This window comes from Cobetia sp. ICG0124 (assembly GCF_004006355.1).
GTDB lineage: Bacteria > Pseudomonadota > Gammaproteobacteria > Pseudomonadales > Halomonadaceae > Cobetia > Cobetia marina.
In genome coordinates, this window is sequence record NZ_CP024893.1 from 1,346,944 (window position 1) to 1,358,470 (window position 11,527).

The following is an 11,527-nucleotide window of genomic DNA, read 5'->3' on the forward strand; positions in this document are numbered from 1 at the left end:
CCCGCGGTTGCCGGGAAAGTATAATGCGCGTGGAATAAAAAAATGTATAATACCGCGCTCTTTTCATTACGAAAAATTATTGAACACAGCGAACTGCCCGAGCAAGAGCGACGTCTCGCCCCTCTTGCTCGGGCTTTCTCACTAAGGTGGTAGTCGTGCAAGAAGCCGTTCCCCCCGCCAGTGATGGCGATCATCTGGACCCCCGTGTCTTCATTCCCGCCGTATTGGTCATCCTGGCCTTCATCGGCCCCGTCATCCTGTTCCCGGAGGCCAGCACCGCTGCTGATCAATGCCGCCTTCGCCTTCGCGACCGGCAAGTTCGGCTGGCTGTATCTGGTGGCCGGTCTGAGCGTCGTCGGATTTCTCATCTGGCTGGCATTCAGCCGCTACGGCAACGTCCGTCTGGGTGGGGCAGAAGACACGCCCGATTTCTCCTACTTCAGCTGGGTGGCGATGATCTTCACCTGCGGGATGGGGATCGCGATCGTCAACTGGGCGTGGGTCGAGCCGATCTACTATTACACCTCGCCGGCCTATCGACGTGGCGGCCAAGAGTCGATGAGGCCGCGGAGTGGGCGCTGGCCTTCGGTCAGTTCCACTGGGGGCTGACGCCGTGGGCCTTCTATTGCCTGCCGGGTCTGCCGATCGCCTACTCCATGTACGTCAAGAAGCGTGATGGCGTGCGTCTGTCCGTCGCCTCGCGCGGCGTGCTGGGCCGCCATGCGGATGGCGCCTGGGGCGTGCTGCTGGATTCCATCGTCGTGTTCGGGATCGTCGGCGGCGTCGGCACCTCGCTGGGGCTGGCGGTCCCGCTGGTCTCGCAGCTGGTCAGCGGCATCTGCTGGGCGTTGAGGCCAACTTCGGACTGGAAGTCTGGCGGTACTGCTGCATCTGGACGGCGATGTTCTCGGCCAGTGTCTGGTTCGGCCTGGCCAAGGGCATCAAGATTCTGTCGGACATCAACGTGATTCTGGCGATCTTCCTGCTGGCCTTCACCTTCATCGTCGGTGACATCGCAGTTCATGGTCGAAGGCTTCGTCAACAGCCTCGGCAAGACCCTGGGCAACTTCATCCCGATGAGTCTGTGGACCGACCCGGCGGGGGATTCCACCTTCTGGAAGGACTGGACCGTCTTCTATTGGGCCTGGTGGATCGCCTACGCGCCGATGGTGGGGCTGTTCGTGGCGCGTATCTCGCGCGGCCGTACCATCCGTGAACTGATCATCGCCGAGTTGGTATTCGGCTCGCTGGGCACCTGGGTGTTCTTCGCGGTGTGGGGCGGTTACGCGCTGGACCTGCAGATCAGTGGTGCGCTGGACATCAAGGCGCTGCTGAGATAGCGGCGGTATCCCCGCTGGCGGTGGAAGGCATCCTCGCAGACCCTGCCGTATGCCAGAGCTGGTCACGGTGGCCTTCATCCTGCTGTGCTTCATCTTCCTGGCGACCACGCTGGACAGCTCGGCCTACGTGCTGGCCTCGGTGACCTCACGCAAGCTGTCCGGGTATCAGGAGCCCAAGCGCTGCGTTCCGCTTGATCTGGGCCTTCCTGATCGCGGCCGTCGGCGTTGCGCTGATCCAGTTGGGTGGCCTGCAGACCGTGCAGACCTCGACCATCGTGGTGGCGCTGCCGATGATTCCGGTGATGCTGATTCTGGCACTCTCCATGCTGCGCTGGCTCAAGAATGACTTCCCCAAGGAAGAGCTGAATCCGGTGCTGGTCATCGATGACATGCCGGCGTTCCAGCGCAAGTCGAAGAAGGCGAAGCGCCAGGCGTAGTGGCTGGAAACCACGCCACAGTCCTTGCTTTAGAGTGGAAGTGATTGGTGCTGATTCTGCATCATGTTAGTTTTTCGCTATTTCAGGGTTAGCTATTATTTATTTTTGCTATGGGAACTTCTCGCGAATACTCCTCGCCTCGTTACTCCCTGATTTGACGAGGAATTTCCGAGATGCTGAGCGTACGTTTTCCCATGAAGACCCTGACAGCCGTGATGGCGCTGGGGCTTTCTGCAAGCAGTCTGGCGCAGCAGGAAGTGATGACACGTTCCAATGGTGCGCCGATCGGCAACAACCAGGACTCCCTGACCGCTGGTCAGAATGGCCCGACATTGCTGCAGGATCACCACCTGCTGGAAAAGCTGGGGCACTTCGAGCGTGAGCGCATTCCGGAGCGCGTGGTTCACGCGCGCGGTATCGGGGCCTACGGTGAGTTCCGTGCCACCGCGGATCTGACCGACCTGACCGTCGCGGCACCTTTCCAGGACAAGGGCCAGGTGACGCCGGTCTTCGTGCGTTTCTCCAGCGTGATCAACAGCAAGGGCTCGCCCGAGACTCTGCGCGACCCGCGTGGCTTCGCCGTCAAGTTCTATACCGACCAGGGCAACTGGGACATGGTCGGCATCAACTTCCCGGTGTTCTTCATCCGCGATGCGATGAAGTTCCCGGACATGATCCATGCCCTGAAACCGGACCCGCGCACCAACCTGCAGGACCCGAATCGCTACTTCGATTTCTTCAGCCATATCCCGGAAAGCACCAACATGCTGACCTATCTGTACTCACCGCTGGGCGTGCCTGCCAGCCTGCGTGAGATGGATGGCTCCGGGGTCCACGCCTTCAAGTTCGTCAATGGCGAAGGCGACTGGAAATACGTGAAGTTCACCTGGAAGTCGCGCCAGGGCAACCATGGCATGTCGCCGGAAGAGATCGCCAAGGTGCAGTCCACCGACTTCAATCACCTGACGGATGATCTCTACACCCATCTGGACGAAGGCGATGACCCGGTCTGGGATCTCTATATCCAGACGCTGGACCCCAGACAGCTGAACAGCTTCGACTTCAACCCGCTGGATACCACCAAGCTGTGGCCGCAAGACCTGATCCCGGCACGCAAGGTCGGTGAGCTGACGCTGAATCGCGTCCCGGACAACTTCTTCCAGGAAACCGAGCAGGCGGCCATGTCGCCGGCCAACCTGGTGCCGGGCATCGAGCCGTCGGAAGACCGCATGCTGCAGGGGCGCCTGTTCGCCTACGCCGACGCCCAGCGTTACCGCCTGGGGGCCAACTACTCTCAGCTGCCGGTCAACGCCCCCAAGGTGGCGGTCCACAACAACCATCAGGATGGCGCGGGCTACTCCGCTCCGCGTTCCGGCTCCATCAACTACCAGCCGAGCCGCAACGCCGACTCGCTGGTGGACGACAGCCAGTACGAATACAAGCGTTACACCCTCAATGGCACTACCCAGCAGCAGCCCATCGGCAAGGAGCAGAATTTCGCTCAGGCCGGGGAGCTGTACCGCTCCTTCTCCGAGGAAGATCAGGATGACCTGATCGAGGTGCTGGGTGGGGATCTGGGCAAGGTCAAGAACGACGAGATCCGCAACATCATGGTCAGCTACTTCTATCAGGCCGACCACGAATACGGCGAGCGTCTGGCCAAGGTCGCTCACGTGGACATGGACGATGTCGAGGAGCTGATCGACGCGGACGAGGGCATGGACATCATGGATGCCGCGCGTGAGGGCGACAACGCCGCCATCGAACGCTACCACGACCAGGGCGGAGACCTGTCGATCACGGAATCCCACGGCTATACGCCGTTCATCATGGCTGCCTACTACGGGCATACCAGCACTCTGGCCCTGCTCAAGGGGTATGGGGTGGACGCCTGTGCCGTGGATGAAAGAGGCAGCAATGCCTTCATGGGCGTGGCCTTCCGTGGGCATGTCGAGACGGCAGACTGGCTGTTGGCCAATACCGACTGTGATGTGAATCATCGCAATGCCAGTGGCCAGACGGCGCTGATGATGGCCTCGCTGTTCGGGCGGGAAACCATCATCAGGCATCTACTCGATGCCGGGGCCGACCCCGGAATTGCGGATCAGCAAGGCAATACCGCCGAATCTCTGGCCGCCGCTCAGGGCCTGTCACGCATCGTCACCCTGGTGAAGTTCAACCTGTAAGGCGTGCAGAGATCTCTCTGATCAGCGCCGGAAGCTCGCGTGCACTGCGCATCTTCAGTGCCCCGGAGGGCGTGCCGAGGCCGTCCTCATGGTGGGCGAAGTGGATGACATGCATCCCGGCATCCAGCCCGGCTTTCACGCCGACGGCGGCGTCATCGATCACCACACAGCGCTGCGGCGCGAACCCCATCTGCTCGGCGGCGAGGCGATAGAGGCGTGGGTCCGGTTTCCAGACGCCCAGGGTGTAGGCACTGAATATGTGGCCGTCAAAGAAGCGCGCCAGCCCGGTGGTATCCAGTGCCAGGCGTACCTTGCGTTCCGGCCCGTTGGTGACCACGCCGCAGGGGTAGCCGGAGAGCTCCGCCAGTGCCTGAGGCATGCCGGGCATGGCCGTGAGGCGAGCCGTCATCAGGTCCTCGAGGGTGGCACGCATGTGGGCCTCCATAGAACCCGCAGGACCGGCGCAGTCAGCTGCTGCAGGTATCCGCAGCGGGGAGTGACATGCTGGAGCGAGTCAAGGTGCTGGAACAGGAGACGGCCCAGCGCATGGCCGGTGATCTCGGTGATGAGGAGATCGCGGCCTTTCTGAACACGGCGACTCGCATGATGGACAACGTCTCCGCATGCGGGGATTTCAGTGCTGATGTGCCCAATGGCAACGACGACAGGAGTGCGTGAGATGGCCAAGCCCGCGATGCGAGACCTCGAGGTGATTCGTACCCAGCGTGTCACCGAACACATGTTGCGCGTGACGCTGGGGGGCGAGAATATCGGCTCCCTTCCCGAAGGCCAGGAGAGTGCCTACATCAAGCTGGTCTTCGCGCGTGGGGAAGGTGAGCGACCGATGATGCGCACCTACACCATTCGTCATCAGCGCGCGACCGAGATCGATGTCGATTTCGTGCTGCATGAAGAGGCAGGCCCGGCGTCTGTCTGGGCGGCCAGTGCCAGGCCGGGTGACAGCATCACCATCGGCGGCCCGGGGCCCAGGAAGTTGATCAACATGGCGGCCGACAGCTTCCTGCTGGCGGGTGACATGACGGCGTTGCCGGCGATCAGCGTCAATCTGGCCGAACTGCCGGTGGATGCCCGAGGACACGCCATCATTGAAGTGCCGGATGCGGCTGACATCCAGACGCTTGAGCACCCGCCGGGAATCGAGCTGCACTGGCTGATCAACCCGCAGCCAGACCCGGAAGGCCAGCCGCTGCTGGAGAAGGTTGCCTCGTTGCCGAGACTGGAAGGTCAGATCTCTGTCTGGGCGGCCTGTGAATTCGGCAGCATGCGTGCGCTACGTGCTCACCTCAAGCAGGCCTACGAGATTCCCAAGTCCCACTTCTATGTCTCGAGCTACTGGAAGATCGGTCAGTCAGAAGATGGTCACAAGCTGGCCAAGCAACAGGACGCCGAGACCGAGCAGGCGGACTGACACCTCAGAAGCGGTAGCTGGCACCCAGCCGGATGTCACGACCTGGCTCCAGCATGCTGTCGCCACTGCTGAGCAGGTAGCTGCTGTGATCGCTGTAGCGCTTGTCGAACAGATTGTTGACCGCCAAGGTCAGAGTCAGATCCTGCCAGGCGGCCGGTGTCCACTGGGCGCGGATGTCGTGCGTCACGTAGCCCGGCTTTTCCTCATCGCCTTGTGCCACGCGCTCCAGGCGCTCCACCGCATTGAGGGTGTAGCCCAGCGTGATGTCGTGGTGCGCAAGACGGTACTGGTGATCCCAGGTCCACTTGTCGCCGGTGGAGGCACCGATGTTCATCTCGTCACCCAGCGGGTCGCCATCGTTGTTCTTCATCACCACCTTGGCGTAGCCCAGGCGGGTGTCATAGCCACCGACTCCCCAGTTCACGCTGGCTTCATAGCCACGACTCTCGACGTCGCCATCCAGGTTGTAGAGCACCGCCGGATCACTGCCGCGATCATAGGCCTGGTAGTTCTCGATATCGGTATGAAAGCCGGTCAGCGCGAAGCCGAGGCGATCGCCCTGGGTCAACGCATCCTGCTGGTGCCAATCGAGACCGATCTCGCGCTGGCGAGCGCGTTCCGGCTCCAGTCCTTCCGCGATGGTGACGTCATCCCCGATCAGGATCACTTCCCGCGCCTTGGCACCCCGGATGGCCTCGCCGTAACCGGCATGCAGGGTCAGGTTGTCAGTGGCATCGACACTCAGAATCGCGTTGGGGGAGACCTCGCTGCCACTGACGCTACCGGCCTCGCCGTAATCGCTGTCGTAGTCATCCAGGCGCGCGCCAACGGACAGAGCCCACGGGCCCAGTGTCATGCGGTTCTGGGCGTAGACCCCCAGGTTGCGTGAGGTGTCTTCGTTGTTGGGGCCAGAGCTGCCTGCGTCATCGGAGCGACGGGTGTCCTGATCATAGAAGTCCACGCCGGTCGTCAGGGCATGCGCCACATCACCCGTCTTGAGGCGGAAGGTGTTGCGAACATCCGCGCCGAATTCGCGGGAGCGGCTGGTGCTGCCACTTTCGACACGATCCAGTTCCTGGGTGGTGTGATAGAGGGTGGTCTTCGTATCGATCAGGTCATTGCCCGGGTGCCAGGCGTGATTGACGGTAAAGGTCTCACGCTCCATTTCCTGATAGGTCGGCTGCTGGCTGCTGAAGCTCGGCATGTGAGGGCGTGTGAAGTAGGTGCCGTGATCGGTCGTGCGCTCGGCACTGATGCGCAGGTCCTGATCATTGACGTCCAGCAGAGACATCTTGAGCAGGTAGCCGCGCTGCTGGCCTGCGGTCTGCTCCTGCTCACCGCCACCGCCGACCTCATAATCATCGCTGTTGCGACCACTGACATATCCCATCAGACCGAGATTTTCTCCCAGACGACCATAGAACGCCGTGGTGCCGGAGGTGGCGTCCGCCGCGCTCTCGGTACCGACGGAGACGCGCGCCCCCATATCCTGACCGGGCTTGAGCAGATCCTGCGCATCCTTGGTCTCGAAGCGGAGGCTGCCGCCAAGCGCCCCCGGGCCATCATCCGCCGTCGCAGGGCCGGTATCGACTTCCGCCTGCTTGAGCAGGGCAGGGTCAATGGTCAGTCGGCCGGTATGGTGGAAGAGATAGCCACCCTGACGCGCGCCATCGATGGTGACGTTCAGGTTGGTGTCTTCCAGTCCACGAACATAGACCTTCTGGCCGATGGCGATGCCGCCACCGACACTGACCCCCGGTTCGGCACGGAAGAGGTCTTCCAGGTCACGAGCCTGGCGTTCTTCGATCTCTTCGGCGCTGATCACGACATTCTGTTCAAGACGGTCTTCGCTGACGACAAGCGTGGACATGTCGCCGGCGAGCGCATGGCTCGTGGCGCCGAGAGTCAGTGTGCTGGCGGAAAGGACGGCGGCGGTAAGCGGATGGAGACGGAGATGCACGTGGATTCCCTTGCTTGTTCAGCCCGTCGAGCCTGCCTTCTCGGGGGCCGCCTGCTTCAACTGCACCGGCTTGCGGATACCGAGGAAGTAGACGAAGACCACCGTCAACACGACGAAGAACAGACTGTCCGGCGTGGTGATGAAGGTCATCGGGTTGCCGTTGGAGAGCGTCAGCGCGCGGCGCAGGAACTCTTCCAGATTCGGGCCGAGAATGAAGCCGAGCAGCAGCGTGATCACCGGGTAATCATGCTTGCGCATCAGGTAGGCGACGATGCCCAGCACCAGAGTCATCATCATCTGGAACACGGAGTAGGTGGCCACGAAGCTGCCGACGACGGCCAGCAATGCGATGGCGCCGTAGAGCACGTCCTTGCGGATGGTGACGATGCGCAGGAAGTAGGGCCCCATCAGATAGAGCGTCAGAGGAATCAGGATCAGGGCGCTGAACAGCAGCGAGGCCAGCATCGGCGCGATCAGTCCGGATTGTGACGCCATCAGTTGCGGCCCCGGCTGGATGCCGTTGATCACCAGTACGCCCAGCACGATGGCCGTGACCGGATCGCCCGGAATCCCGAAGGTCAGCATCGGCACCAGAGCGCCACCACAGACGGCATTGTTGGCACTTTCGGCGGCGGCGATGCCCTGGGGATTGCCCTTGCCGAAGCTCTCGGGCTTCTTCGAGGTGCGCACGGTTTCCACGTAGGCGAGGAAGCCGCCCATCGAACCGCCTGCGCCGGGCAGGGTGCCGACCATGTAGCCGATCAACGTCGACTTCAGATAGCAGCCGATGCCGATCTCGCGAATGGCGCTCAGCGGCGGAATGAAATCACGACGCTTGAGCTGTTGGCTGGCCTTGAGCTGCTGGCGGATGGCGGCGTCCTTCTTGCGATTGCCGACCTGGATCAGCAGCTCGCTGATGGCGAAGGTGCCGATGATGACCGGCATCAGGTCGATCCCGGCAGTCAGCTCACTGATGCCGAAGGTGAAGCGCGCCAGTGGCTGCATGGCGTCCAGCCCGATCGTCGCCAGCATCAGGCCCAGGCAGGCGGTGATGCCGGCCTTGCGGATGTTGCCGCGCTGGGCGACCACGATCACGATCAGCGCGAAGGCGATCAGCGCGCACTTGCCGGTGGTCTTGACCAGCAGTGAGGCCTCGGCGATGAACGGTGCCAGCACGATCAACAGCAATGCGCCGAGGCTACCGCCGACCATCGAACCGAAGGAGGCATGACCCAGTGCCAGGGCACCTTCGCCACGCTGTTGCATGGGATAGCCTTCCAGTGCCGTCATCATCGAGGAGGGGGCACCGGGGATGTTGATGGTGGTGGCGGTGATGCTGCCGCCACACATGCCGGCCATGTAGATGCTGGCACACGCCATCAGGGCGGTAGTCACGTCCAGGCTATAGGTCAGCGGCAACAGCAGGGCGAGCGCCAGGGTGGCGGTCAGGCCCGGAATGGCCGAGAAGATGGTGCCGATGACGAAGCCGGCGACCACGTAGAACAGGATGACCGGGTCCAGCAGCAGGGCGAAGCTTGAAAATACCTGAGCGATGAATTCCATGCGTCATCCTCCACTCGTGGCGACGAGAGCGGACAGCTCGAAGGTCGGCAGGTGGACATTGAAGAGTTGTTCGAAGAGCAGATAGCCCAGTGCGGAGATGGCGCAGGCGATCAATGCCTTGCTGATCCATTTCTCACGCCCCGAGAACAGCAGCATCACGCTGAAGACATAGAGCGCGGACGCTAGCAGGTACCCCAGGTGCGAAAACGCCAGGATATAGAGGGCGGTCACCAGCATCAGGCGCAGCGCCGGTGAGAACAGCGGTGCGCTGGCGTCGCCGTCGGTCGTGGAAGACTCCTTGCCGTCATCCGCTGCAGCGCCGCGGCTGGCGCGGTGCTGGCTGACCAGCTGGGCCACGCAGAGCACGAGCGCGATGCACCCGATGAGGGCAGGGAAGAACGAGGCCGTCAGACGGCCATTGTCCAATGGCGGCGCCATCTGGAAGGCGCTGATCAGATAGAGCGCACTGACGGCCGTCATGACCAGCGTCAGCGGTGTCGCCCCGCTGATCAACCAGTGGCGTCGGGGAGGGGAAGCGGATGAGGACATGACAGAATTCCTTGGCGGCGCCCGTTGCCGGACGCCGCTTGACGATGGAAGTGAAGGAGGACGGGTAGACGTCGAGTGGCATCGACACTCAGTGGTGCCGCTTGCCGGCACGTCTACAGGCCGAGTTCATCCATGGCGGTGAAGGTCTTCTGTTGGTAATCCTCGATCCAGGCATTGACCTCATCGCCGCCCAGCCAGCTGGGCGTGACGCCGACGCCCGTGATCCACTTCTGGAATTCCGGTGTCTCGTAGGCCGTGTGGTAGGCATTCTCCAGCGTGCTGACTACCTCATCCGGCGTGCCCTTGGGCACGGCCAGCACGATGAAGCTGCCGGTTTCCAGATTGCCACCCAGTTCACTCATCGGCGGCACTTCCGGGTAGGCGGGGTTCTGCTCTGACGAGAATTCGACGATGCCCTGGGCATCCCCGGATTCCAGAATGCCGGAGAAGTCTCCCAGGCTCGAGATGGCACCGTCGATCTCGCCGGACAGCAGTGCCTCGGCTTCGGCGGTGGAAGAGCCCGGATAGGTGATGACATTGAATTCGACACCGGCTGCGGCTTCCAGGCGGCGAACTGCCAGGTAGGGGCCGGAACCTCGCGGAGCGACACCGATACGCACGGTACCGGGGTTGGCGCGTGCCGCCTCGATCAGCTGCTCATAATTCTCGTAACCGGATTGCTTGGATACCACGATGGCGTCCGCTTCCTTGGTGATGCGAGCGAAGGGAATCATGCGGTCCAGCGAGTAGCCGGGCACCAGGTTGCCGCGAGGCAGGGTGATGATGCTGTCATAGGTCATCACGCCGACGGTATGGCCATCCGGACGGGCCTTGCTGAGTTGCATCAGGCCGGTGGCGGTGATGGCACCCCCGATGTTCTCGACGTAGATCGATTTCGGCAGGTCCTGCTCGGCCAGGTTACTGATCTTGCGGCTGATGGCATCGGCGCCGCCGCCGGCGGGCCACGGCACGATCAGTCGGATGTCACGCACCGGATAGTCGGCCTGGACACCGGTGCTGACGAAGGGCGAGGCCGCGACCATGCCGGACAGGGCAATCGGGGCGAGCAACGCCAGCAGTGAACGGGAGCGGGACGGGTGTCTTGGCGATTGTCTTGACAGAGCATGGCACGACTCCAGTGTTGTTATGGTTGTGGTCACTCGATACGCATTGATGCAGGAGGGGCGGTGGACGACAGGCCGGCGTGACCTGTCGTCCGGGGCTACCGTGGACAAGACGGTATGGGCGACATGCAGATTACTGCTTGGCTGCCATGTAGCGTTCGAATTCTGCGCGGGCCTCGTCCGTCGGCGGATACAGGCCGATCACGGGCGTGCCGTTACGGACTTTCTCCAGCACGTAATCTTCGAAATCTTCCATCTGACTGGCTTCCTCGGCGATCTCGTCGGCCAACTCAAGCGGGATGACCATCACGCCATCGGCGTCGCCCACCAGCACGTCGCCCGGGAAGACCGGCACGCCGCCGCAACCGATCGGCACCTGCAACTCTACTGCATGGTGCTTGGTCAGGTTGGTCGGGGCGCTGGGCTTGGCGCAGAAGATCGGCAGGTTCATCTCGGCAGCGGCGCCGGAATCCCGGATGCCGGCGTCGGAGACGAAACCGGCGCACTGACGATACTCCAGGCGGGTCAGCAGGATGCTGCCAGCACTGGCGGCCGAGGCATCCTGACGGCAGTCAGACACCATGACATGCCCGGACGGGACGGTTTCCACCGCCAGGCGCTGCGGGTGCTTGGGATCGCGGAAGGCGGCGACGGTGTCGATGTCTTCGCGTGCCGGGATATAACGCAGTGTGAAGGCCTGGCCCACCATGTGAGTCGTCTTGCGGTTCATCTGCACCACGTTCTGGATGAAGGTGTTTCGCAGGCCACGCTTGAAGAGCAGGGTGTGCAGAGAGGCGGTGGAAGCGCGCATCAAACGCTCGCGGGTCACGGAGGAGAGCTCGGCGTAGCTGGCGTGCTCGGTAGAAGTAATGGCAGTCATATGGCGTCCGTCGTCAGTCTATGGGTAAGGAGGCTCGGCTCTCGGCAACGTGCCTGGCC

Annotated in this window: 13 protein-coding genes; 7 read left to right on the forward strand and 6 right to left on the reverse strand. The window is 62.4% G+C overall.

Features of this window, described 5'->3' with window-relative positions:
- Positions 1-204 precede the first annotated feature (204 nt).
- The 5 genes from CU110_RS17545 (at position 205) to CU110_RS06200 (ending at position 3,963) form a co-directional block, all read left to right on the forward strand.
- Complete coding sequence (locus tag CU110_RS17545) at positions 205-609, forward strand: BCCT family transporter (RefSeq protein ID WP_205694076.1); 405 nt, start codon at positions 205-207, stop codon at positions 607-609.
- Positions 498-968: a BCCT family transporter gene (locus CU110_RS17550; protein WP_205694077.1), complete on the forward strand. Its 471-nt coding sequence runs from the start codon at positions 498-500 to the stop codon at positions 966-968. Before CU110_RS17545 ends, CU110_RS17550 begins: the two co-directional genes overlap by 112 nt.
- A 39-nt stretch (positions 969-1,007) precedes the next feature.
- Entirely contained in the window at positions 1,008-1,340 is a 333-nt protein-coding gene (locus tag CU110_RS17555) for a BCCT family transporter (RefSeq protein ID WP_205694078.1), read from the forward strand.
- 164 nt (positions 1,341-1,504) lie between these two features.
- Positions 1,505-1,777 carry a BCCT family transporter gene (locus CU110_RS17560; RefSeq protein WP_276317914.1) on the forward strand — a complete coding sequence of 91 codons (273 nt, stop codon included), beginning with the start codon at positions 1,505-1,507 and terminating at the stop codon, positions 1,775-1,777.
- Between the two features lie 173 nt (positions 1,778-1,950).
- Entirely contained in the window at positions 1,951-3,963 is a 2,013-nt protein-coding gene (locus CU110_RS06200; RefSeq protein WP_164850290.1) for a catalase, read from the forward strand.
- On the opposite strand, the gene CU110_RS06205 is transcribed toward CU110_RS06200, so the two are convergent.
- Complete coding sequence (locus CU110_RS06205; protein WP_164850291.1) at positions 3,953-4,396, reverse strand: HAD-IA family hydrolase; 444 nt, start codon at positions 4,394-4,396, stop codon at positions 3,953-3,955. The two genes, CU110_RS06200 and CU110_RS06205, sit on opposite strands and share 11 nt — an antisense overlap.
- Positions 4,397-4,464: 68 nt before the next feature.
- Between CU110_RS06205 and CU110_RS15705 the strand changes: the two genes are divergently transcribed.
- Positions 4,465-4,641: a hypothetical protein gene (locus CU110_RS15705; protein WP_164850292.1), complete on the forward strand. Its 177-nt coding sequence runs from the start codon at positions 4,465-4,467 to the stop codon at positions 4,639-4,641.
- Between the two features lies 1 nt (position 4,642).
- The gene (locus CU110_RS06210) at positions 4,643-5,392 is read left to right on the forward strand and encodes a siderophore-interacting protein (RefSeq protein ID WP_084208367.1); all 750 of its coding nucleotides are present in this window, start codon (positions 4,643-4,645) and stop codon (positions 5,390-5,392) included.
- A gap of 4 nt (positions 5,393-5,396) precedes the next feature.
- On the opposite strand, the gene CU110_RS06215 is transcribed toward CU110_RS06210, so the two are convergent.
- The 5 genes from CU110_RS06215 to CU110_RS06235 all read right to left on the reverse strand — a co-directional run bounded on the left by CU110_RS06215 (position 5,397) and on the right by CU110_RS06235 (position 11,468).
- On the reverse strand, positions 5,397-7,352 hold the full coding sequence (locus CU110_RS06215; protein WP_084208368.1) for a TonB-dependent receptor: 1,956 nt from the start codon (positions 7,350-7,352) through the stop codon (positions 5,397-5,399).
- Between the two features lie 18 nt (positions 7,353-7,370).
- A complete protein-coding gene (locus CU110_RS06220; RefSeq protein ID WP_084208370.1) occupies positions 7,371-8,915 on the reverse strand; it encodes a tripartite tricarboxylate transporter permease in 1,545 nt (514 codons plus the stop codon).
- A 3-nt stretch (positions 8,916-8,918) separates the two neighbouring features.
- A complete protein-coding gene (locus CU110_RS06225; protein WP_077377607.1) occupies positions 8,919-9,464 on the reverse strand; it encodes a tripartite tricarboxylate transporter TctB family protein in 546 nt (181 codons plus the stop codon).
- A gap of 113 nt (positions 9,465-9,577) precedes the next feature.
- Positions 9,578-10,534: a tripartite tricarboxylate transporter substrate binding protein gene (locus CU110_RS06230; protein WP_240665497.1), complete on the reverse strand. Its 957-nt coding sequence runs from the start codon at positions 10,532-10,534 to the stop codon at positions 9,578-9,580.
- A 187-nt stretch (positions 10,535-10,721) separates the two neighbouring features.
- Positions 10,722-11,468 (reverse strand): ribonuclease activity regulator RraA, encoded by a 747-nt coding sequence (locus CU110_RS06235; RefSeq protein WP_077377604.1) that lies wholly within the window; start codon positions 11,466-11,468, stop codon positions 10,722-10,724.
- Positions 11,469-11,527: the final 59 nt, after the last annotated feature.